General features: G+C 69.4%; 20 protein-coding genes and 1 pseudogene. 5 read left to right on the top strand and 16 right to left on the bottom strand.

Going from position 1 to position 22,524, the window contains the following annotated elements:
- Positions 1–7 precede the first annotated feature (7 nt).
- From FVO59_RS11425 to FVO59_RS11410, 4 genes are all read right to left on the bottom strand, one after another.
- Positions 8–1,219 (bottom strand): ABC transporter permease, encoded by a 1,212-nt coding sequence (locus FVO59_RS11425; RefSeq protein WP_182252745.1) that lies wholly within the window; start codon positions 1,217–1,219, stop codon positions 8–10.
- Positions 1,216–2,016: an ABC transporter ATP-binding protein gene (locus tag FVO59_RS11420; protein WP_182252744.1), complete on the bottom strand. Its 801-nt coding sequence runs from the start codon at positions 2,014–2,016 to the stop codon at positions 1,216–1,218. Before FVO59_RS11420 ends, FVO59_RS11425 begins: the two co-directional genes overlap by 4 nt.
- Positions 2,013–2,942 carry an efflux RND transporter periplasmic adaptor subunit gene (locus FVO59_RS11415; RefSeq protein WP_182252743.1) on the bottom strand — a complete coding sequence of 310 codons (930 nt, stop codon included), beginning with the start codon at positions 2,940–2,942 and terminating at the stop codon, positions 2,013–2,015. Before FVO59_RS11415 ends, FVO59_RS11420 begins: the two co-directional genes overlap by 4 nt.
- Before the next feature lie 112 nt (positions 2,943–3,054).
- Positions 3,055–3,297, bottom strand: coding sequence for a DUF3499 family protein (locus tag FVO59_RS11410; protein ID WP_182252742.1), 243 nt, complete (start codon positions 3,295–3,297; stop codon positions 3,055–3,057).
- Between the two features lie 68 nt (positions 3,298–3,365).
- On the opposite strand from FVO59_RS11410, the gene FVO59_RS11405 reads away from it, so the two are divergent.
- Positions 3,366–3,794: a hypothetical protein gene (locus FVO59_RS11405; RefSeq protein WP_259363185.1), complete on the top strand. Its 429-nt coding sequence runs from the start codon at positions 3,366–3,368 to the stop codon at positions 3,792–3,794.
- A gap of 4 nt (positions 3,795–3,798) precedes the next feature.
- On the opposite strand, the gene FVO59_RS11400 is transcribed toward FVO59_RS11405, so the two are convergent.
- The 5 genes and pseudogenes from FVO59_RS11400 to FVO59_RS16710 form a co-directional block, all read right to left on the bottom strand.
- Positions 3,799–5,169, bottom strand: a complete 1,371-nt coding sequence (locus tag FVO59_RS11400) for a DUF5719 family protein (RefSeq protein WP_182252741.1) — start codon at positions 5,167–5,169, stop codon at positions 3,799–3,801.
- The gene (locus tag FVO59_RS11395) at positions 5,166–8,066 is read right to left on the bottom strand and encodes a glycosyltransferase (RefSeq protein ID WP_182252740.1); all 2,901 of its coding nucleotides are present in this window, start codon (positions 8,064–8,066) and stop codon (positions 5,166–5,168) included. The genes FVO59_RS11400 and FVO59_RS11395 overlap by 4 nt, the downstream gene beginning before the upstream one ends.
- Positions 8,067–8,133: 67 nt before the next feature.
- Positions 8,134–8,450, bottom strand: a pseudogene (locus FVO59_RS11390) (WhiB family transcriptional regulator).
- Between the two features lie 145 nt (positions 8,451–8,595).
- Complete coding sequence (locus FVO59_RS16715; RefSeq protein ID WP_346265672.1) at positions 8,596–9,078, bottom strand: cupin domain-containing protein; 483 nt, start codon at positions 9,076–9,078, stop codon at positions 8,596–8,598.
- The gene (locus FVO59_RS16710; RefSeq protein WP_346265671.1) at positions 9,060–9,716 is read right to left on the bottom strand and encodes a type I phosphomannose isomerase catalytic subunit; all 657 of its coding nucleotides are present in this window, start codon (positions 9,714–9,716) and stop codon (positions 9,060–9,062) included. The genes FVO59_RS16715 and FVO59_RS16710 overlap by 19 nt, the downstream gene beginning before the upstream one ends.
- A 58-nt stretch (positions 9,717–9,774) precedes the next feature.
- Here FVO59_RS16710 and FVO59_RS11380 point away from each other — a divergent pair, with 58 nt between their 5' ends.
- The 4 genes from FVO59_RS11380 to FVO59_RS11365 all read left to right on the top strand — a co-directional run bounded on the left by FVO59_RS11380 (position 9,775) and on the right by FVO59_RS11365 (position 14,147).
- Entirely contained in the window at positions 9,775–11,190 is a 1,416-nt protein-coding gene (locus FVO59_RS11380) for an O-antigen ligase family protein (RefSeq protein ID WP_182252739.1), read from the top strand.
- Positions 11,187–12,518, top strand: a complete 1,332-nt coding sequence (locus FVO59_RS11375; RefSeq protein ID WP_182252738.1) for an O-antigen ligase family protein — start codon at positions 11,187–11,189, stop codon at positions 12,516–12,518. Before FVO59_RS11380 ends, FVO59_RS11375 begins: the two co-directional genes overlap by 4 nt.
- A gap of 64 nt (positions 12,519–12,582) precedes the next feature.
- A complete protein-coding gene (locus tag FVO59_RS11370; protein ID WP_182252737.1) occupies positions 12,583–13,539 on the top strand; it encodes a glycosyltransferase family 2 protein in 957 nt (318 codons plus the stop codon).
- Positions 13,536–14,147, top strand: a complete 612-nt coding sequence (locus FVO59_RS11365) for a hypothetical protein (protein ID WP_182252736.1) — start codon at positions 13,536–13,538, stop codon at positions 14,145–14,147. Before FVO59_RS11370 ends, FVO59_RS11365 begins: the two co-directional genes overlap by 4 nt.
- Before the next feature lie 80 nt (positions 14,148–14,227).
- On the opposite strand, the gene FVO59_RS11360 is transcribed toward FVO59_RS11365, so the two are convergent.
- The 7 genes from FVO59_RS11360 to rfbA all read right to left on the bottom strand — a co-directional run bounded on the left by FVO59_RS11360 (position 14,228) and on the right by rfbA (position 22,505).
- Positions 14,228–14,965, bottom strand: coding sequence for an ABC transporter ATP-binding protein (locus FVO59_RS11360; protein WP_182252735.1), 738 nt, complete (start codon positions 14,963–14,965; stop codon positions 14,228–14,230).
- A complete protein-coding gene (locus tag FVO59_RS11355) occupies positions 14,965–15,780 on the bottom strand; it encodes an ABC transporter permease (protein ID WP_182252734.1) in 816 nt (271 codons plus the stop codon). Before FVO59_RS11355 ends, FVO59_RS11360 begins: the two co-directional genes overlap by 1 nt.
- 1 nt (position 15,781) lies before the next feature.
- Positions 15,782–16,930 carry a UDP-galactopyranose mutase gene (glf, locus tag FVO59_RS11350; protein WP_182252733.1) on the bottom strand — a complete coding sequence of 383 codons (1,149 nt, stop codon included), beginning with the start codon at positions 16,928–16,930 and terminating at the stop codon, positions 15,782–15,784.
- A 145-nt stretch (positions 16,931–17,075) separates the two neighbouring features.
- Positions 17,076–19,220 (bottom strand): acyltransferase family protein, encoded by a 2,145-nt coding sequence (locus tag FVO59_RS11345; protein WP_182252732.1) that lies wholly within the window; start codon positions 19,218–19,220, stop codon positions 17,076–17,078.
- The gene (locus tag FVO59_RS11340) at positions 19,217–20,632 is read right to left on the bottom strand and encodes a sugar nucleotide-binding protein (RefSeq protein ID WP_259363546.1); all 1,416 of its coding nucleotides are present in this window, start codon (positions 20,630–20,632) and stop codon (positions 19,217–19,219) included. Before FVO59_RS11340 ends, FVO59_RS11345 begins: the two co-directional genes overlap by 4 nt.
- A 5-nt stretch (positions 20,633–20,637) precedes the next feature.
- Positions 20,638–21,636 carry a dTDP-glucose 4,6-dehydratase gene (gene rfbB / locus FVO59_RS11335; protein WP_182252731.1) on the bottom strand — a complete coding sequence of 333 codons (999 nt, stop codon included), beginning with the start codon at positions 21,634–21,636 and terminating at the stop codon, positions 20,638–20,640.
- Positions 21,636–22,505, bottom strand: coding sequence for a glucose-1-phosphate thymidylyltransferase RfbA (gene rfbA, locus FVO59_RS11330; protein ID WP_182252730.1), 870 nt, complete (start codon positions 22,503–22,505; stop codon positions 21,636–21,638). Before rfbA ends, rfbB begins: the two co-directional genes overlap by 1 nt.
- Between the last annotated feature and the right edge of the window lie 19 nt (positions 22,506–22,524).

The raw sequence follows: 22,524 nt of genomic DNA, 5'->3' as shown, positions 1-22,524 counted from the left end.
ATCGAGGTCAGAACCGGATCGCGTCGATCACCTTCACCCGCAGCGCGACCAGCGCAGGGACGAACCCTGCGAGCGCACCGACCACGACGGCGGCCAGCAGCCCTGTCAGAGCGGCGCGGATCGGGAACGGGGGCACGTCGACGAGTGCGGGGAAGATCGACTCGATGAGCAGCGGCGAGCGCAGCACAGCCACGACGACCGCGATCCCGATGACGCCGGCGACCGTGGTCGCCACCAGGCTCTCCAGCAGCACGGTGGTGAAGATCCGTCCCGCTGTGGCGCCGAACGCACGCCGCACGCCGATCTCGCGCACCCGCTGGCGCATGGCGACCAGCTGGATGTTGATCAGGCTCAGCGCGCCGAGCGCGAGGATCAGCACGGCGATGCCGCTGAGGATGAGCTCCGTCATCCGCTGGCTCTGCTGGAACCCCGTCGAAGCCGCCCAGTCCGCCCTGGTCACCGCCACCGAGTCTCCCGCAGGCATGCCCGCTCGGAGATCCGCGGCCAGGGATCGGCCGACCTCGGCGACCTCATGCTCACCGACCCAGATGTCGTAACGCAGCATGGCCTCCTGCGGGAGGCCGTCGACGCGGGAGCCGAACGAGTCGTACAGCAGGTCGATGCGCTTCTCCTCGTCCCACGGTCCCTGCCTCGGCCGCACGCCCACCACCTGGTAGGTGCCTCCCGCGGCGCCGGTGAGGGTGAGGGTCGGGTGCTGCTCCATCGGGACGCGACCGAGCACGTCCCACAGCGGCTCGGAGAGGATCACAGGCGGCGCCAGCGCCTCGACGTCGTCGAGGCGGAACTCGCGACCGGTCAGCAGCTTCTCCCGGTGGATGACGGCGTAGGCCGGATCGACGAGGCGCGCGGCGGTGTCTCGCACCCCGTCCGGCGCCTGGACGGGCAGCATCATCCCCTCGACGAGGCGCGAGACGTGGCTGAAGTCGAAGCGCTCGCTGACCCTCTCGAAGCGCTCGTGGAAGGCATCCGCGTCGACCGGTCCTGTCGCGCCGGCGGGAGCCACGACGATCGTCGCGACCCGGCCGCCGTAGCGATCGAACTCCTCGGTCTGAGCCTGCAACGCGATATCGGAGATCGCGACCACGGCGGTCAGCGCGGCGACCGAGACGGCGATGCCGATCAGGCTCAGCAGAACGCGCAGCTTGTGCACCCGGATCTCCGACCAGGCGTCCGAGAGCGCACCGACGAACGCGCTCATGCCCGCTGCTCCGCCGCGAGCGACGACGCGGAGACCGCGCCCGAGGGCACGCTCGCACTCAGTCCGGCTGCGGCGTCGTCGCCCTGCAGGGTCGAGGCGGCGAACGCGCGACGCAGGTCTGCGGGGCTGAGCACGCCGCCGTCCAGCCGGTAGTGCCTTCGAGCCCTCGCGGCGACGTGCAGGTCGTGCGTGATCGTGACGAGGGCGGCCTCGGTCTCGGTGGCCACCTCGTCCAGCAGCGCCATGACGCTCGCGCCCGTGTCGATGTCGAGCGCGCCGGTCGGCTCGTCGGCGAGGATCAGGGTGGGTCTGCGCACCAGCGCCCTCGCGATGGCCACGCGCTGCTGCTCGCCGCCGGAGAGCCGATCGGCGATCTGCTCGATCCGGTGGCCGAGTCCCACTCTCTCGAGCATCTCGCCTGCGATCCTGTGCCGGTGCCGGAACATCCGTCCCCTGGCGTGCCCGAGCGGCATCATGACGTTCTCGATCGCGGTGCGCCCCGGCAGCAGGTTGAACTGCTGGAAGACGAACCCGACGTGATCGCCGCGAAGCCGGTCGAGGCGCCCGGCGCGCATGCGGCCGACCTCCCGGCCCGCGAACGACACCGTACCCGTGGTGGGGGCGTCGAGCATCCCGAGGATGTTGAGAAGGGTCGATTTCCCCGAACCCGACCGGCCGACGATCGAGACGTGATCACCGGCCTCGACCTCGAGACTGACACCACGCAGGATCTCCAGTCTGGTGTCGTCCGGAAGCAGGACGCTGCGTGCGACGTCCTTCAGCGCGACGAGCGTCACCAGCTCGTCCCCGTCTCGCAGAACTCGCCGCCCGCACCGTCGTCGTAGCACTGCTCCTGCACGGGTACGGCGAAGCCAGGCACGAACTGACGGATCGAGTCGCCCTCCGCCAGCCCGTCGAGCACCTCCACCTGCTCGCCGTCGTTGACGCCGAGCGTCACCTTCCGCTCCTCGGGTTCTCCTCCCTCGCCGGCTTCCACCCAGACCACTCCGCTGCCCGCACCGCCCTTCACCGCTGTCACGGGGACGACGAGGGCGTCGTCGACCTTGCCCAGGGCGAGGGCGAGCGACACCGGGAGCCCGGCGAACACGGTCTGATCAGCCGGCACCGCGCAGCGCACGCTCGCGGTGCCGTCCTCTGCGATCTGCACGCGCACGCCTGTGCAGGCGAAGGGCGCGGGCCCTCCGTTGATCGTCACGGTGGCCTCTGACGGCGTGTTCACGAGGCGATAGAGCTGGGCGGGCTCCACGGTGGCGAGCACGTGATGGCGAGCCGGGGTGAGGGTGAGCACCTCACCGCCGATCGACGAGGCCTGCCCCTTCATCAGGGCGAGCTCGGAGATCTCCCCCGCCTCCGGGGCCACGATCGTGACGGTGCGCACCGGGTCGTTCTGCTTGACGGTCACCAGCAGCTGCCCCTGCTGTACGGTGTCGCCGTCCGCGACGTGCACGGCGGTCACCACTCCATCGGTCGCGCTGCGGACGGGGTACGCGTCGTCGCGCGCGATGCTCCCGTCGAGTTCGAGCTCATTGACCAGCGACCCTCGCGCGACGGCGACGACCGGCTCGGCGACGCCGGCGGAGGGTCCCGTGGGCTCGGCGCTCGCGGTGTCCGGCAGGAATGCGATCTTCATCAGCGCCAGCGCTGCCGCGCCGAGCACCAGGACGAAGAGAACGGGAACGATGACACGACGCCAGACGATCATGGCTGCCTCTCCGGGGCAGCCCCCTAGCTCCCCCTGAGGTTCAGGCTAGGCGACGATGAGCCGATCAGACATCAGGGTCGTCCCCGATTCGCTCTCGGGGTTCCACCGACCGTCAGGCGCGCATCGCCTCGTGGCGGATCACCAGCCAGCCGGCAGGGACGGAGAGTCGCTCGGCGTGGTGCGCGCACAGGTCGTGTGCGTGCGGATCGCCACCTGGCCCCAGCGGGCCGAGCGCAGCCATCTGATCGCCGTAGTCGAAGGTGAGGGTGGCGACGGCCTCGCGCGCGCAGGCGACCTTCGAGCAGAGCCTTTCATCGACTTCCAGGTGCGGGTCGAGGCGGAGTGTTTCGTCCATCGTCCCTCACCCTACGACCGGGCGGCGCGACTGCGCCGTCGCCGCGCGGCAGCGCATAGACTTTCGACATGCCCGGCCGACGCTCCGCCCCCGCCCCGCGGCGGGGTGCACGACACGGACGACACGGCCGCCTCGGTCGCAGCGAGGTCGTCCGCCCTCCCCTGCCGCCCCTCGACGGTCGTCTCGACAGGTTCGAGATCACCGTGGGCAGCGCCGTCGAGTATCTGCGCGGCACGTGGGAGGAGCTGCGCGACGTGCGCTTCGAGATCGCCGCGATGCCGGCGCACGATCGCGGCGACGGCATCCCGCTCTGGCGCGCCGACCAGACGACGCAGCGGGTGACGCTCTATCGGGTGCCGATCGAGCGCCTGCTTCCGAAGGGTCACGACGATGCGTCGCACCGCCGGATGGCGGTGGAGAGCGCGGTCTTCCACGCCGCAGCCGAGTACGTCGGTCGCGAGCCCTGGGAGCTCGGTCCGGACGGCCGCGACCACTGACCGCTCAGGGGCGCACGACGATCGGCTGCTGGGTCGCCGGAGGCGCCCACAGCGGCCATCCCGCGATGGCAGCGTCGCCCATCAGCCCGATGGCGGCATGCACGGATCCTGCGGTGGTCATCCGGTGTCCTCCCGCGCGCACGTCGACCTGCGTCGAGCCGCCTGCGGGCAGCTCGATCGTCTGAGGGTCCGCACCTTCCAGGGTGACGGTCACGGGGCGCTGCTCGGCGTTGCGCAGATGCAGAGCAGCAGGGGCACCGCTCGGCACGGTGAACGGCACGGTGCCGGTCAGCTGGGGCGCCGGGAGCATCCAGCTGAAGTCCTCCCGGCCGTCGGCTCTGGCGGTCTGCCGTGCCGCGGCCACGATCGGCGCGGTCGCGTCGATCTCGATGTCATGCGCGCCGGCCGGGATGCCGCTCAGCGAGATCTCCGCGGGGACCCCGGCTGAGAGGTCGATCGTGTACTCGTCGGCCCCGAGGTCGCCTCCACCTCCGCGCACACGCACGGTGGCCGTCGCCGCATCCGACGGTGCGAGGATGCGCACCAGGACGCCCGTCGAGTCGTCTCCTTCGGCGATCGGCTGCGACTGCACCCCGAGCAGCCGCACGCTCTCCTGTGCCCCGCCGCTTCCGTCCTGAACGTCGATGCCGACGGCGTCCAGTGTGCGCACGTGCGCGGACTGGAGCGCGGCGCGCACCGGCGCACCCGATGCGACGACCTCGACGACAGGCCGCGTCTCGGCGCCGGCGACCGATGCGAGCGACAGCGAGACCTGGGTCTTGGGGGGCACGATCCGCGTCGCCGTCGTCCGCTGCGTGCCGTAGACGTTGAGGACGACCGTGGCGGCGACGTCGGCGGGGTTGGACAGCACGAGCACGTCCGAGGAGCCGGTCGATCCGTCGCCGCCGACGATCCACGAGCGCATCGTCGCCTCGCGGCACGGAGCCGCGGCGAATCCGCTCAGGTCCTCGTCCGCCATCGTCACCGATTCGGATGCCGAGATCAGCGGGGCGCTGCGCTCGCTCACCTCGCCGATGATGCTCAGCGCCCCCTCTCCTCCGAGCACACCCGGCATCTCGAGCGGCACGCTGGTGGTCTGGTGGTCGCCTGCGTCGAGTCTCAGCAGAGGCACCGCAGCGGAGACCAGGAGGTCCGCGCGGCTGGAGTCGCGGCCGAGCGCACGGAACGACCCGTTGCACACGATGGTCGAATCCCCGGGCACAGGGGTCACGGTGGTCGAGGCGGCCGTACCGCGCACCGTCGGCCACGGCGCGGCCGCCGCTGCCGCGACGCCGAGGACGCAGGCTGTCGCGACGGCCGCGCCGGTCGCGATTCGCGCTCCTGTGGCGGCGAGATGAACGGTCCGCTGCTTCATCGGCTCTCCTCCTCGGGCTGTGCCGGCGGGCTGACGGATTGCACGGGACCGGTTGTCGCGTCGCCGTGCTCGACGCCTCTCCTGGCAGGCACGATGGGCTCGTCGGAGGAGCGCCCGACGACCCGCGAACGGGCCCTGGCCTCGCGACGGGATGCGCGGGTCGGGATCGCGAGCAGCAGAGCGGCGAGGACGACGACGATCTGAGCCAGCCCGATCAGGCGGCCCACGGTGTGCTGAGCGTCCGACGGCTCGGCGCGGGCGGCGATCGGCGCGTCGATCTGCCACAGCATCCCGTTCGGCGTCTCACCCGCCTTCACGAAGCCGGCACGCTGATCGATCGCCGTGATGGCCGCGTCGACCATGCTCCTGGCCCGGTCGCTCTGCCCCGGGGTCGAGGAGAGCAGCACGAAGCCGATGCCCCGATCGGCGAGCGCCGCGGCGGCGTCGAAGTCGCGTGCCGACAGAAGGTCGACCGCGTCGGTCGCCAGATCGTCACCCTGCATGCTCGTCGCCGTGCTGAGCAGGGTGGTCTGCGCCCCGAGGGTGGCGCTCGGACCCCATACCAGCTGCGTGCCGAGCGAGCCGTCATCGAGCGGCGTCATCACGAGAGTTCCACTGTCGATGTCATCGGCCGCGTGAGCGGCGACCAGAGCAGGAAGCGTGCTCGTCGCGCCGTTGCGGATCTGCGCCTCCCCGACGTTCACCGCGAGCAGGCCGGGCAGCGCGCATGCCAGCACCCCCGCGCCCGTGACGAGCGCCGTCACCGACCGCAGCGCGGGACGCGCGACCACCGTGTCGAGCGTGACCAGCGCGGCGCCGGAGGCCCCGAGCCAGGCGAGGCTGATGCCCGTACCGGGCCAGATCGCCACAGCCTCTCCGTCTGCGAACGACACGGCCACCCCCACCGCGAGCATCGCGGTGATCAGACCGGTCATCGTCGTGATCAGCAGCGCGAACCCCGCACGCCAGCGCGGCGAGAGCGCGGAGACGAGGGCGAGCACGGCGACGGGAGCCAGCAGCACGGCGGCCAGCGGCGCGAAGCCGCCGAGCAGCCAGTCCCAGCCGCCCTGGTCCGGAGCGGGGAACCCCTGGGCGATGGACAGCCGCCCGATGGCGTCCGCCGTCGCCTGTGCGAGCGGTTCGACAGCCCCGGGGTCCGCCAGCAGCGCCCAGGGGGAACCCCGGTGCACCTGCGCGAAGACGAGGGGCGCGAACATCGCCGCCGCCGGCACGAGCAGCCAGAAGACGCGCACCGCTCCGCGCAGGCGACCCGTGGAGAGCATCAGGATCAGCGTGAGCGCCCAGAGCGTCGCGAGGGCCGGGGCGAGAGACGGTGCGCAGGCGAGCGACGCCGCTGCGAGCAGGGAGGCCGCGCCAGCGGCTCCCCACGAGCGGTGAGCGACAGCCGCCGAGTGGAACAGCCACGGCAGCAGCAGGTGCAGCAGCACGGCCGCCGGCCGGCCCTGCACGAGTGCGGCGAGGAAGGTCGGTGCCAGCGCCCACAGCACGCCGCCGAGGATGCGCAGGCCCGCCCGCTCGGTCACACGGGTCGCCGCGAACCATCCGCCGAGCACGGCGAGCGGCAGAGCCCCCAGCCAGAGCAGGACCACGGCGAACGAGGGCGCGCCCGGCCACAGCGTGCCGAGCACCGCGAGCACCGCCGCGAACGGATCCGCCGGTCCCACGACGCCGAGACCGAGCTCCCGCATCCCCCACGCCGCGTCAGCCCAGAGATCGGCGACCTCCTGCCTCATCGGCAGCAGTTCGCCGCCTCCGATGCTCGGCCAGGCGAGCAGCGGGAAGAAGGCCGCGATGCCGACAGCGAGCGCCGCGAGCACCGCCCACGCTCCTCCGCCGCTGAAGAAGCGCAGCTCGCTCACAGCGCCGCGCTCGGTCCCGTGTCCGTCGTCGAGGCGATGACGCAGCTGCGTGCGACTGATCCGGAGTGGCGCGATGCTCGACCACGAGGCGGTGCGGAAGGAGCTGATCGCGCGCCTCGAGCGCGCGATCGCCCCTATGGAGACCATGGATGCCAGCGCCGCGCCCCATTCAGGAGCGACCGCGCCGGGCCGCTTGGCGATGAGGTGGACGATCGATCGCCAGAGGGCGAGCGGCAGCAGGGTGAGCCAGTGCAGCGGAACGACGAACGCGGGAGCGTAGGCCAGCCGCCTGTGCAGCTGGGCGCGCCGGCTCACCCACGCGCGAGCCGCATCACGTTGCGGCGCGGCCGCCACTCCATCTGGGCGCACCCCGATGCGGGCCTTCGGCACGAGGACCGCCCTGCCTCCGCCGAGGCGGGCGCGCACGCCCAGGTCGAGGCCCTCATCCGCGCCGCCGAGCCCTGTGTCGGGGCGCAGCACGACGGGTGCGGCACCGCGGATGAGCATGCCGCGCACGTCCGCGCCGAGTGCGTCCTCCACCGCGTCGTGCTGCCCCTGATCGAGCTCGTCCGCGGCGAGCTGGACGGTGCGGCCGAAGCGGCTCATGCTCACGCCCATCGAGACGATCTCGCGGTCGTCGTCGTGGCGCACCAGCTTCGGCGCGGCGAGCGCGGCGGAGGGAGATCGCTCGAGCGAGCCGGCCAGCAGCTGCAGCGCACCGGGCTCGGGGACCGAGTCCTGAGTCAGCATCCAGACCGAGCTGCCGTCCGCTATGCGGGGCTGGGCGAGTTGCACGGCCTCGGCGAACGTGGTCGTGGCCCGCGCCTCCACGATCGCCTCGACACTGCGGCCGATGCCGTCGACCGCGCGCACCTGGGCTCCGCTTCCGAGCACGACGACCGTGATGGCGTCCGGCGGGGTCGACTGCCGACTGATGGCTTCGAGAGTCCGGCCGAGCTGAGCGGCTGCGGAGTCACCGGTGCGTGCGACGACGATGGCATGTACTCGGGATGGCATGGCAGAGCCAGCCTAGACAGGCCTGCGCGGGGCGCCGGTCATCGGACTCGGCGCGCCCGCGAAGCCGTCAGCTCGCGCGACGCTTGAGCTTGCGACGCTCGCGTTCGCTCAGACCGCCCCAGATGCCGAAGCGCTCGTCGTTCGCGAGCGCGTACTCGAGGCACTCGCCCCGGACATCACAGGACGTGCAGATGCGCTTGGCGTCTCGCGTCGAGCCGCCCTTCTCGGGAAGAACGCCTCGGGATCGGTCTGCGCGCAGAGCGCGTCAGCCTGCCAGGCGAGTGCGCCGTCATCATCGGCGTCTGCTCGGCGTACACCAGGCACCCCGAGATTCACTGGATCGACGAACCAATTCTCGGGAACGTCCGACCGGTAACCCGTCATCTCGATCTCCCAACCCTGCTTGTGCCCCCGCGGGCCGTGCACCCCTAATTACACCCGTGTCATTCGCCGCGGTCAAGTCGCGGATCGTAAACCCTCAAGAGGGCGTTTAAGGTTCATTGAACGCGCTCCGGCGTGTCGCGCGTGCTCAGGCGGTCGCCCCTGGCTGAGCGATGAACACCTCGCCGCGCCCGCGAAGCACGAACTCGCTCTCGTCGGCCGTGGCGAACACCGCGGCGCCCACCGGCACCGGCAGCGCCTCGCCGTCGCGAGTGGCGACGACGACATCGCCTGAGGTGGCGAGCACCATCGCGGGGCCAGCCACCTGTGCACGGGACTCGCCGTCGACGCGCACCCTGCGCAGCGCGAAGTCGTCGACGGGCACGTCATACTCCGTCGTGTCGCCGGTGTGAGGCTGCACCGGAACCTCCGCCGGTGCGGTGTCGACGATCTGGAGCAGCTCGTCGACATCGATGTGCTTCGGGGTGAGCCCACCGCGCAGCACATTGTCGCTGGCCGCCATGATCTCGACCCCGAGGCCCGAGACGTAGGCGTGCAGCAGCCCTGCGCGCAGGAAGATCGCCTCGCCAGGGCGCAGCACGACGAAGTTCATCAGCACCGCGACGACCACCCCGGATCTCCCGGGCAGCGCTCGGCGATCGAACGCAGAGCGCGCAGCGCATCGCCGAACTCGTCGGACTCGGCCGTCGCGAGCGCCTCGATGATCTCCCCGACCTCCGTCGAGGCGTCGCCGGAGAGCACCCAGGCGATCGTCTCGCGCAGCGCCTCAGCGGGCTCGCCCCGCCCCAGCCGCTCGCGCAGGGCGCGCACGCCTGCGAGATCCGGGAGGGATGCCAGGAGCCGCTGCGTGCCGGCTACGGGGCGCAGCCCCGCGAGCGCCTCGAATCGGTCGCTGAGCGCGACGATGAGCTCTGGCTTGTGGTTCGCGTCACGGTAGTTGCGCGCCGGGTCGTCGGCATCCATCCCCGCCTCCCTGGCGAAGCCCTCTCTCGCCTGCTCCCGCGTGGGGTGCACCTGGATGGAGAGCGGCGCCCCGGCGGCCAGGAGCTTGAGCAGGTAGGGCAGCGAGCCGCCCGTCACCGCGTCCAGCGTCCCGCCCGTGCCGACGTCGGCGGGGTCGCCCGCGTGGTCGCCGAACCACACCTCCGCCTCAGGGGAGCCTGAGGGCGTGCGGCCCTCCAGCTCGGCCAGGAGCGTGGTCGATCCCCATGCGTAGTCGCGGGGCTGATTCGAGATCGCGAGAAGCATGCCTACAGCGTAGGTCGTCTCAGGTGCGTCTGCGGTCCGGCGCGATAGCCTGAACACGATGGCCGTGTACACCAAGCATCCAGTGGGCGCGCTTCCCGCTGCTCCTCCCCGGGAGACGACAGGGCACCTCATGGTGCGCGCGTACAGCGTGCTGTCGCTGTTCTGCATCTTCGGCCACACGGCGGTGTACAACCTCGTCGGCCCGATCGGCTCAGGCATCGTGATGATCGTGCTGACGGCGGGCGCGCTCGCGATCTGGATCCCCGCAGTCGTCGCCCAGCGCCCGACGCGCTTTCCATGGCGCCGTCTGCCGTGGACAGCCCTGGGGTATGCCGCGCTCGCCCTCGTCTCCACCCTGTGGTCGCGGTGGCCCGCGGCGACGCTTCTGACCTGGACGCTGCTCGCAGCCGTCACGGTGACGGCGCTGCTGGTCGCCACGATGCTCACCTGGCAGGAGATCGCCCGCGCGCTTTCGACCGTGCTGAAGCTGATCCTCGGCCTCTCGCTCGCGGTCGAGCTGTGGGTGGCCCTTCTGCTGAGGCATCCGCTGCTGCCGAACTTCGTCGACCTGCCAGAGGGGAAGATCGATCCGCACCTCTACTGGGTACGCGGCAACCTCTTCGACGAGGGCCGCATCCAGGGCGTCGTCGGCAACGCGCACACCCTCGCGATGATGTGCCTGTTCGCGCTGATCGTGTTCGGCGTGCTGTATGCGACGCAGGTGCGCCGCAAGACGATGCTGATCTTCTGGGCGGCGTTGGCTGTCGTGCTGCTCGTCAAGGCCGGGTCGGCCACGGTGTATCTGAGCGTCGCGGTCGTCGTCGCGGTGCTGGCTGCGGCGCTCATCGCCCGCGCGGTCTCCCCCGGTCGGCGCAGCGTCCTGTACCTCGCGTTCACGGTGGTCGCCGTCGGCGGTGTCGTGACAGCGGTGCTGCTGCGCGATCGGCTCCTGTCGCTGCTCGGCAAGGGGTCGGATCTCACCGGGCGCATCGAGATCTGGCAGGCCGTCTGGGAGCGGGCGATCACCCGCCCGGTCTTCGGCAACGGCTTCTCCTCCCCCTGGGTGCCATGGGACCCGGCCTTCGACGGCTGGATCATGAACCACGGGCTGAGCGTGTTCCACGCGCATGACATGTGGCTGGATGTGTTCCTGCAGCTGGGCGTCGTGGGACTCGCCCTGATGGCCATCGCCTGGCTCGCGCTCACCTGGCGGGCATGGTTCTTCGCCGTCGATCGCCCGCGGTGGGATCTCGATGCGCAGCGCCCCTACTCGCCCCTGTCGCTGCTGCCCGTGCTGCTCGCAGCCGTTCTCCTCGTAGAGGGTCTCGCCGAGTCCGCGCCCATCATGCTGTGGGGCTGGCTTCTGCTCGTCCTGCTCTCATTCAAGATGAAGGCGGTTCCCCTGATCGGCGTCGGCGTCCGCGAGCGCACGCCCGTGATATCCCACGGACCGCAGTCCCGGCAGGTGCCATGACGCCGCGGCGCTACGTCGTCTCGCTGCTCGGCTCGGCGGTGTTCGCCCGCGCCTACACGCTCACCGCCCTCACGGCCGCGTTCACCTCCTTCCTCATCGAGCGCATGATGTCGCCGGTGAGCCTGGCGACCATCATCGGCGTGCTCGCACTGCTCGGCGTCGCGGTGCTGGTCGTGCGAAGGGAGGAGCTCTCGCCGCTGCGCTTCGCCCCGACCTCCCTGATCGGCTTCCTGGCGCTCGCGCTGCTGAGCGTGCTGTGGTCGTCTGACAAGGGCGGCACCCTCTCGGGATGGATGACGCTCGTCGGCTACGCCGTCATCGCCATCACCATCGGACATGTGCGCGACACCCTGCAGACGGTGCGCGCCATCGGCGACACGCTGCGCTGGCTGCTGGCCATCTCGCTGGGGCTGGAGATCCTCTCCGGCATCCTGCTCGACACGCCGTTCACGGCCCTGGGCATCCAGGGCGCACTCGCGACAGGCGGACCGATCCAGGGCGTGTTCGGCACCCGCAACATGCTCGGGTTCATCGCCGTGGTCGCACTGATCACCTTCGTGATCGAGTGGCGCACGCAGTCGATCGGCCGCGTCGCGGGCATCCTGTCGGTCGCCCTCGGCAGCTTCCTCGCGCTCCTCTCGGCGTCGCCCACCGTCGTCGTCCTCGCCGCTGCGGTGGGAGTGGCGACGACCGCGCTGATGATCGTCCGGCATGCCCCCACCCATCGGCGCGGCGCCGTGCAGGCGGCTCTGGGCACACTGGTCGTCACGGGACTCGTGGTCGCATTCGCGTTTCGGCATCAGATCATCCGGCTCCTCGACGCAGGCTCGGACTTCTCCACGCGCGCCGACCTGTGGAACCTGATGCTCGACTTCATCGCCGAGCGCCCGATCACCGGCTACGGCTGGTTCGGCCCCTGGCCGCGCGGCGAATACCCCTTCACGTACATCAACTTCCAGCTGGCCGATCGCCATCAATCGGCGCTGAACGCGTACTTCGACACCCTCCTGCAGCTGGGCTGGGCCGGCCTCGCACTGTTCGTCGTGCTCGGCGGCGTCGCCGTCGTGCGGTCGTGGCTCGTCGCCAGCACGCGACGATCGGTCGTCTACGCCTGGACGCCGCTGGTGATCGTGACGCTCGCCGTCGAGTCGATGTTCGAGAGCTTCACCCTCACCGGCATCGGCTGGCTGCTGCTCGTGCTCTGCGCCCTTCGCGCCGGCCAGAGCCGCTCGTGGCGCGAGAGCATGGATGCCGCGCAGACCGGGGCGATCCCGACCCTGGGCCCGGAGGGACCGCGCCTCCCAGGCAGCCCCGGATCGTCACGATAGGCTTGGATGCCGTGACCACCGCGACTGAATCGTCCTCCCGCCCCGTCGTCCCGGAGGCGCGCGCATGACCGGCGCCGTGTTCGACCCGAGCACCGCGACGATCGTCGTCGTCACGTACAACCGCTCGCACCTGCTGACCGGCCTGCTCACCAGCATCCGCGCGATGGACCCGAAACCCGGTCGCGTCGTGATCATCGACAACGCCTCGTCCGACGACACCACCGCCGTGGTGGACTCGTTCCGCGACGGCATCGGAACCGAGATCGTGTACCGCCGCCTCGAGGCGAACACGGGCGGCTCCGGCGGCTTCAGCGAGGGGATGCGCACAGCGTACGAGCTCGGCTCCGAGTGGATCTGGATGATGGACGACGACGTCGAGGTGCTCCCCGACGGGCTGGCCAAGATGGGGCGGTGGTCACGCCGCTTCAAGAGCATCCAGGGGCGGCGGTACGACTACGACGGCAGCGAGTTCTACTGGCAGTACCGGATCGCGGAGCGCATGGGCATCCCGATCCCGTTCGCGCCGTCGAAGTTCGACTCGTCCGGCTTCAAGCAGATGAACAGCGGCTGCTTCGAGGGGATGTTCATCCACCGCTCGATCGTGAAGCGCATCGGCCTTCCCGACCACCGCTTCTTCATCTACTGGGACGACCAGATGTATGGCTGGCTGGCGTCGCGGCTGACCACGGCCGTCATCGTCGACGAGTTCGTGCTGCGGCGCACGCGTGAGATCAAGCAGTGGGACATGGGCATCCGCCACATGAACGCCTCGAGCAACGCGTACCGGTACTACATCATGCGCAACCGCGCGTACATCAAGCACTACTACCGCGAGCACGGCGTCTACAGCCCGGTGCTGTTCGGCCTGGGGACCACGGCGACCTTCGTCAAGGAACTGATCCGGCTCTTCTTCGTCGAGCGCACGGTGCGAGGGACCAGCAACCTGTTCCGCGGTCTGCGCGACGGCGGTCGGATCGGTCGCGACCGCACGTGGCAGCCCATGCCGGCACTGGACGCATGATGAGCGAGCAGCAGCCCGAGTACGTCTGGGCGTACCCCGAGGAGAAGCCCAAGCGCGGGCGGGTCTGGCTCATCGTCGGCCTCGCGGCCGCCGCCGTGGCGATAGCCGTCGTGGTGTTCTGGCTGTTCCTGCGTCCGGGTGCTCCGCTCGCCGACCCCGCTTCGACGCAGACCCCGACGGCCGGCGCCTCGCCCAGCGGCTCGCCGTCGGCATCCGCCGCCCCGACCGAGACGCCCGATCCGCCCGTGGCCTCGCCCGAGCCCTCGATGACTCCCATAACGACGCCGCCCGCGCCGTCGGATCCGAGTGTGGACGCGTTCCGCGGTCAGGTGGAGGGTTGGCTGGATGATGCCCTGACAGGACTCGACATCGTGTCGGAGAGCAGCGGGCAGGACGCCACGTCGGTCATCGACACGCTGAGGGCGGACGCCGGGCGGCTCGCCGAGCTGACGCCGCCCTCCTCCATCGAGTCGGATTGGCAGGATGCCCTGGGCATGTACTCCGAGCGCCTGAACGGACTGCGCTCGGCCGCGTCCAGTGGGGACGACATCTCGGTGGATGCGTCTCGGGGAGCGCTCCGATCGCTGCGAGAGATCGTCGGTCTCTGACTCGCGACGGCGGATCCGACGTGAGCCGCAGCCGGGCCCGGTGATGCACTGACCGCCCGATGACGCGCGCCGCCGAGGCGTCAGCGCGGGTTGTGATCGGCGTTGTAGCGGTCGAGGACGTCGCCGATCGCTCCGTCGAGCACGAGCGAGCCCTTGTCGAGGTAGAGACCGCGCTTGCAGAATCTCCGGAGGTCGCGCTCGTTGTGGCTGACGAAGAACAGCGTGCGGCCCTCGGCGAGAAGCTCGTCGATCCGGCGGTAGCACTTGTCGCGGAAGGCCTTGTCGCCGACGGCGAGCACCTCGTCGACGAGCAGGATCGGCTCATCCAACTGGGAGACGACGGAGAACGCGAGACGCACCTTCATCCCGTTGGAGAGGTGCTTGTAGGGCGTGTCCTGGAAGTCCGCCAGCTCGGCGAACGCGATCATCTCGTCGTAGCGCGACGCCACCTCCGCCTTCGACATGCCGTGCAGGCCCGCGGTCAGACGGACGTTCTCGCGAACGGTCAGGTCGCCGACGAATCCGCCGGTGAGCTCGATCAGCGGGGCGACTCCGCCGTTGACGCGGACGCTGCCCTCATCGGGCAGCAGCACACTCGCCACCAGGCGGAGCAGCGTCGACTTGCCCTGACCGTTGCGCCCCACCACTCCGATGGACTCGCCGGGCTCGACGGTGAAGGACACATCTCTCAGAGCCCAGAACTCACCCGGACGGGACCGGCGACTCGCGCCGGCGAAGAGGTCCTTGAGAGTGCGTCGTCCGCGACGATTGCGACGGAAACGCACGCCGAGATCGGCGACTTCGATCGCAGGTCCCATCAGAGCTCCTTCAGAACGGGGCGCTCGAGTGCGCGGAACACCCAGATCCCGAGGGCGAGGAACGCGAAGCTCATCAGCGCGCTGATCGCCACCAGCTCCGGATGCCACTGGTCCGGGAAGAACGCCATTCGGTACAGGGAGAAGATCCCCGCAAGCGGATTGAACATCCCGAGGGTCTGGAACACCCCCGGCAGATCGTTCACGCTGTAGATGATCGGAGTCGCGTAGAAGAGCGCCCGGAGGATGAGCGCGGTGGTGCGCTCGAGATCCGTGTACAGGGCGCACAGCGGCGCGACCAGCAGACCGAGGCCGACGAGCAGCACGGTCTGCAGCAGTACCGCTACGGGGAACAGCAGGATGCCCCAGCCGACGTGCGCGGTCTTCGCAGGGTCGCTCTCGATGAGCACGTTCGCGACGACGAAGATCGCCAGCACGGGCAACGAGAAGAGGAACTCGATGCCCTTGCTGAGCACGATGCGGTTCACCCATATCGAACGCGGGATCGCGGTCGATCGAACCAGTCGCGCGTCCTTCTTGAACGCGCGGGTGAAGTCGCCGACCGATGCGTTGAACCACACCCAGGGCAGCAGGGCGGTGATGAGGAAGATGATGTAGGGCTGCTCGCCGACCGTGCGCTCGAACACCCGGGTGAAGACGAACCAGTAGATGGCGCTCATCACCAGCGGGTCGAGGACCGACCACAGGTAGCCCAGTGCGCTCGTCGAGTACCGGACCTTCAGGTCTCGCGCGGAGAGCAGCCACAGCGAATGGAAGTAGCGCCGGGGAGTCCCCGGCGCTCCCACCGTCCGCGCCACGTCAGTCGCTCTCGCCAGAGAGGTCGTTGCGCCACATCGACAGCGCCGAGCCGATCGCCATGTGCATGTCGAGGTACTGGTAGGTGCCGAGGCGGCCCCCGAAGTGGACGTCCTGCTCGCCCTTGGCCAGGTCGCGGTACGCCAGCAGACCATCGCGGTCTGCCGGGGTGTTCACGGGGTAGTACGGCTCGTCATCGCGGTTCGCGAAGCGGGAGAACTCGCGCATGATCACCGTCTTGTGGGAGTTGAAGATCTCGCGACGCTCGGGGTGGAAGTGCTTGAACTCGTGGATGCGGGTGTACGGCACGTCGAGGTCGGGATAGTTCATCACGCTGGTGCCCTGGAAGTCGCTGATGTTCAGCACCTCCTGCTCGAAGTCGAGCGTCCGCCAGCTGAGCGCGCCTTCCGCGTAGTCGAAGTAGCGATCGACTGGTCCGGTGTACACGACCGGAAGCTGTCCGACCGTGGCGCGCTTGTTGAGCGGCTGGGTCTCGTCGAAGTAGTCGACGTCGAGCTTCACCTCGATGTTCGGGTGATCGGCCATGCGCTCCAGCCATGCGGTGTAGCCGTCGGTGGGCAGGCCCTCCCACGTGTCGTTGAAGTACCGGTTGTCGTAGGTGTACCTCACGGGAAGCCGGCTGACGATGTCACCGGACAGCTTGCGCGGATCGGTCTGCCACTGCTTGGCCGTGTAATCGCGGAAGAACGCCTCGAACAGCGGCCGTCCGACGAGGGCGATTCCCTTCTCCTCGAAGTTCTGCGCCGTCTTCGCGTCGAACTCCCCCGCCTGCTCCTTGACCAGCGCGCGCGCCTCGGCGGGCGAATACGCGGCGTGGAAGAACTGATTGATCGTGCCGAGGTTGACGGGCATCGGGTACACGACGCTCTTGTGGTTCGTGTAGACGCGGTGCACGTAGTTCGTGAACGTGGTGAATCGGTTGACGTACTCCCACACCGTGGGGTTGGAGGTGTGGAACAGGTGGGCGCCGTAGCGGTGCACCTCGATGCCGGTCTCGGCCTCCGCCTCGCTGTACGCGTTGCCGCCGATGTGGTGACGGCGATCGATGACGGTGACCCTGCGACCGGCTTCGGCTGCGCGCTCTGCGATGGTGAGGCCGAAGAAACCCGACCCGACGACGAGGAGATCCATTTTGCTGCTTTCTGCCACGAGGGCGAAGACCTGCGCGATGACGAGCGCGAGATGACGCCTCAACTTTACCCGGCGCGTCGGGGGAAACCCTGCGTGCCCCTCCCCTGGCGCGCCGACGGATCACGAGGCGGCCCGGGGCTCTGACTCACCCTGCGCGAGCGAGCAGCCCGTCGACCGCGGTCTCGAGTTCAGGGCGGAGCATCCGCACGTACTCGAGATTGAGATGATCCGCGTCGTAGTACACCGGGATGCCGCCGACGGCCGCGTAGCAGAGCTCGGCGTCGCAGAATCGATCGCTCAGATCGAGCGCTTCGATCCCCTCTGCCTGCGCTGTCTCAGCGGCGGCGATCAGGGGGTCGGCGGGCTGCGCCTCGGCACGCGGCCGCGCGCACTCCCGCGGGTCGTCCTCGTTCAGCAGCACGCAGTCGGGGCTGCGCACCTCGCTGTTGAAAGGCGGGTCGCCGAGCGCGAGAACGCGTATGCCGCGGTCGGCCCATCGCGTCCAGTACTCGACCAGACCGCTGGTCATCTGATCGAAGCTCGACCTGCCGCTGCCGTCATCAGCAGTCTGCAGTCGTGACGCCATGGCGGTCAGCACGAGATCAGGCTGCTCCTCAGCCACCCGGTCGGCGAGCTCGCGCGACCAGCGCATGCAGAGCTCGGCGTCGGCGTCGGTCCAGCCTCCGCGGAAGCCGCGGAAGGCGATGTCGGCGACAGGGCAGCCGCCGTAGTAGCTCGTCGTGACGATCCAGCCGCGATCCCTGGCCATGTCGAACACGGCTCCCTGCCACTGCTGGGCATGGGAGTCTCCGATCAGCCAGACCCTGCGCGCATCCGATCGCCCCTCCGAGAAATCGCACTCGATCGTCGTCCGCTTCTCGCCGTAGGTCAGGATCGGAAGGAAGTCTCCGCACTCATCCGGCGCCTGGAAGTACTCGTTCTTCTGGGTCATGACCGTGTAGTCGACGACGTCGAAGGGGTCCTCGCAGCGTGCGCCGGGTGCCAGCGCGGCCGGCCCCTCACACGGCGCGGCTGTCACCTCGGCGGGCGGACGATCCGCCTCGGTCCGCGCGGCGTGCCATGCGAGCACTCCGGCGACCAGCGCGGCGATGACGACCATGCCGGCGACCATGAGGAGCATCGCGCGTCGGGTCGACGCACGCCAGAACGTCCAGCGCTGGCCACCGTCCTCCACGAAGCGCTTGGTCAGCTCGGCCAGCACCAGCGCCATGACGAGCACTCCGACCTTGCTGAGCGTGCTCGCCTCCGAGCCCAGGGCAAAGGGAGCGGCGACGATCAGCGGCCAGTGCCAGAGATAGAGCGAGTACGAGACGCCTCCGACCCACTGGACCGGTCGCAGCGCCGTCGCGTGCGAATGCCAGAGTGCGGCGTGGCTGTTGCCGGCGAGGATGACGGCGGCCGTGCCGAGCACGGGGATCGCGGCGGCGTAGCCGGGGAACGACGTCGCGTGGTCATAGGCGAGCGCCGAATACGCGATCGCCGCGAACCCCGCCAGGCTGAGCAGGTTCGCGCTCAGCCTCGGGAGACGGATCCGCGAGCCGAGCAGCGCGATGAGGCCTCCGACCGCGAACTCCCAGCCGCGCGTGAACGTCGCGAAGTACGCCTGGGAGGGCGCTGCGATCGTGTACAGGACGCTCGCCGCGAACGACAGCAGACCGATGCCCACCACCACGATGACGAGGGCGGTCGTCGCCCTCGCACTGCGGTCGCGAGAGGCGCTGCCGTCGACGCCGCGCCGTGCGAGCGCGACCGCGGCGAGCAGGAGCAGCGGCCAGACGATGTAGAACTGCTCCTCGACGGAGAGCGACCAGTAGTGCTGCACGAGGCTCGCCGCGTCGTTGAGCGCCGAGTAGTCGACGGACATCGCCGCGAGCAGCCAGTTCTCGACGTATCCGGCGCTCGCTGCGATCTCCCATGCGTTGCGATCCCACCGGGGGTACGGGATGAACACGACCAGGAGCAGAAGAGACACCGCGAGAACAAGGAACGCTGCGGGCAGGAGTCTGCGCACCCGGCGGGCGTAGAAGGCGCCGAGGCGCACGCGTCCGGTGCGGGTCATCTCGCCGAGCAGGTGCCCGGTGATCAGAAAGCCCGAGATGACGAAGAACACATCGACCCCGACGTACCCTCCGGTGAGGCGCACCGGCCACAGGTGGTTGAGCACCACCAGACCGATGGCCAGCGCTCTGAGCGCCTGGATGTCGGTGCGGAAGACCTTGGCCTGAGCGCGTTCGGTGATGCGCTCGGGAGCTCGTTCGCCTACCGTCACGATGTCAGATAGTCGCGAAGCAGCTGGTCGCCGTCGCCGGGGACGAAACCGGTGGCCTTCACCCGCTCCAGGTCCAGCTCGCTGTTGCGGGGACGAGGTGCCACGGGCGACTGGGCCGAGGCGAAGTACTCCTCAGTGGTCACGCCGGTCACTCGGGACGGGTCATGCCCGGTGAGCTCGTACACCCGGCGCGCGATGTCCGCCCACGTCTGCACCTCACCCGCCGAGCTGAGGTTGTAGGTGCCGAAAGGCGCGCCCTCGACGAGCAGGTGGCGGATCAGTCGTGCGATCTCGGATGCGAAGGTCAGTCGCCCGCGCTGATCGTCGACGACTGCGGGATCGATCCCTCGTTCGGCCAGGCCGGCCATGGTGCGGACGAAGTTGCGGCCCTCGCCGATCACCCAGGATGTGCGCACGACGTAGTGACGTGGGGCGGTCGCGACGGCGGCGTCACCGGCCGCCTTCGACTGGCCGTAGACCCCGAGCGGGCAGACGGCGTCGTCTTCGCGGTATGCGCGCTCGGCTGTGCCGTCGAAGACGTAGTCGCTCGAGACGTGCACGAGGGTGATGCCGAACTCCGACGCGATGCGGGCGAGCGCCGCCGGACCGGCCGCATTCGCGGCCCAGGCGTCGCGACGACCGTCCGGCGTCTCGGCTGCATCGACCGCGGTGTATGCGCCCGCGTTGATGATGGTGTCGTAATCGCGCCACCGGCGAGCCGATGCGAGGTCCGGATCCGACAGGTCGAACTCGGCCCGCGTCGTCCATTCGATACCGGCGACCCCGTCGAGCTCGACCCGCAGCGCAGCGCCCAGCTGCCCCCCGGAGCCCACGACGAGTGTGCGACGAGCGGGGATCGGCGTCACGTCCGCGAGGCGCGGGTGGGCGAGGTCCTTGGCGGACATCTCGGCCTCGGCGAGCGGGATGGGCCAGTCGATAGCCGCGGTCTCGTCCGCGAGGTTGAGGAACGAGTACGAGGCGTCCGGCGACCAGTGGTCGTTCACGAGGTAGGTGTACGCGGTGTCGGGCTCGAGCGTCTGGTACGAGTTCCCCACTCCGCGGGGCACGAAGATCGCCTTCGACGGGTCGATCTCGGTGGTGAAGACCGCGCCGAAGGTCGGCCCCTCGCGCAGATCCACCCACGCGCCGAAGATCCGGCCCGTCGCCACCGACACCCACTTGTCCCACGGCTCCGCATGGATGCCGCGAGTGGTGCCGACGGCATCGTTGAACGAGACGTTGTTCTGCACCGGGCCGAAGTCGGGCAGCCCTGCTGCCGTCATCTTCTCGCGCTGCCAGTTCTCCTTGAACCAGCCACGGGAGTCGCCGTGGACGGGCAGGTCGAAGACCACGAGGCCTGGGATCGGCGTCGTCGTCAGGGCGAGCGGCTTACCGAACTCGATGTCACTCACGGAGGTCACTGCCCCTTCGACGCGTAGAACGCCTCTGTCGCATCCTTGGAGGGCGCCCACCACGCCTCGTTCTCCCGATACCAGCGGATCGTGGCCGCGAGGCCAGACTCGAAGTCGGCGAACTGCGGCGACCACCCGAGCTCGGCGCGCAGCTTGGTCGAGTCGATGGCGTAGCGCAGATCGTGGCCGGCCCTGTCGGTGACGTGATCGTATGCGCTCCGATCCTGACCCATCTCCTGGAGGATGAGCTCCACGACCTCCTTGTTGTTCCGCTCGCCGTCCGCCCCGATCAGGTAGGTCTCGCCGATGCGCCCCTTCTCGAGGATCGTGAGGACCGCCGAGGAGTGGTCGTCGGCGTGGATCCAGTCGCGGACGTTCTCCCCCGCTCCGTAGAGCTTGGGCCGGATGCCACGGATGACGTTCGTGATCTGTCTGGGGATGAACTTCTCGACGTGCTGGAACGGGCCGTAGTTGTTCGAGCAGTTGGATATCGTCGCCTGCAGGCCGAAGGAGCGGACCCACGCTCGCACGAGCAGGTCGCTGCCCGCCTTGGTGGATGAGTAGGGCGACGACGGGTTGTAGGGCGTCTCCTCGGTGAACCGCTCGGGATCGTCGAGCTCGAGGTCGCCGTACACCTCGTCCGTGGAGATGTGGTGGAACCGGGTGCCGTGCCGTCGCGCGGCCTCGATCAGCGTGTAGGTGCCGATGATGTTCGTGTCGAGGAACGGTCGCGGGCTGTGCAGGGAGTTGTCGTTGTGGGACTCGGCGGCGTAGTGGACGACCGCATCCGCCTCGGCGACGAGCGTGTCCACCAGCTCGGCATCGGTTATGTCGCCGTGCACGAAGGTGAGCCGGCTCTCCGGGACTCCATCGAGCGAGGCGCGATTGCCCGCGTAGGTGAGCGAGTCGAGCACGGTGATGCGGTGATCGGTCTCGCGCGCGACATAGTGGACGAAGTTCGACCCGATGAAGCCGGCGCCGCCGGTGACGAGAAGGTGCGACATCAACGACCCCTTTCGAGGATCTCGAGCAGATACGTGCCGTATCCCGACTTGACCAGGCGCTGTGCGCGTTCCCGGAGCTCGTCGTCCGTGAGGAACCCCTGTCGCCACGCGACCTCCTCCGGTACGCCGATGCGCAGACCTGTGCGTCGCTCCATCGTGCGCACGTAGTCGCCTGCATCCGACATCTGATCGAACGTGCCCGTGTCGAGCCAGGCGGTGCCCCTCGGGAGCACCTCGACCTGCAGCGACTCGCGTTCGAGGTAGACGCGGTTGATGTCGGTGATCTCGTACTCGCCCCGTGCGCTCGGCCGCAGCCCCCGCGCGATCTCCACGACGTCATTGTCGTAGAAGTAGAGCCCAGGGACGGCGAAGCTGCTTCGGGGACGCTCCGGCTTCTCCTCCAGGGAGATCGCCCGGCCCTCGGCATCGAACTCGACGACGCCGTAGGCGCTGGGCTCGGCGACCCAGTACGCGAACACGGCTCCCCCGTCGACGTCGGTGTAGCGCTTGAGCTGTGTGCCGAGTCCGGGTCCGTAGAGCAGATTGTCGCCCAGCACGAGTGCGACCTTGTCGTCGCCGATGAAGTCAGCGCCGATGACGAACGCCTGGGCAAGGCCGTCCGGGGACGGCTGCTGCGCGAACGTGAGGTTCACGCCGAACTGCGATCCGTCGCCGAGCAGCCGCTCGAACTGCTCAGCGTCATGCGGCGTCGTGATGACGAGGATGTCTCTGATGCCCGCGAGCATGAGCGTCGACAGCGGGTAGTAGACCATCGGCTTGTCATACACCGGGATGAGCTGCTTGGAGATGCCGATGGTGATCGGATGCAGCCGGGTTCCTGAGCCGCCGGCGAGAATGATGCCCTTCACTCATCCATCGTGTCATATC

The organism is Microbacterium esteraromaticum (assembly GCF_014084045.1).
GTDB classification, from domain to species: Bacteria; Actinomycetota; Actinomycetes; order Actinomycetales; family Microbacteriaceae; genus Microbacterium; species Microbacterium esteraromaticum_D.
The sequence above is the reverse complement of the archived record's forward strand: the minus strand, read 5'-3'. Positions and strand labels throughout refer to the sequence as shown.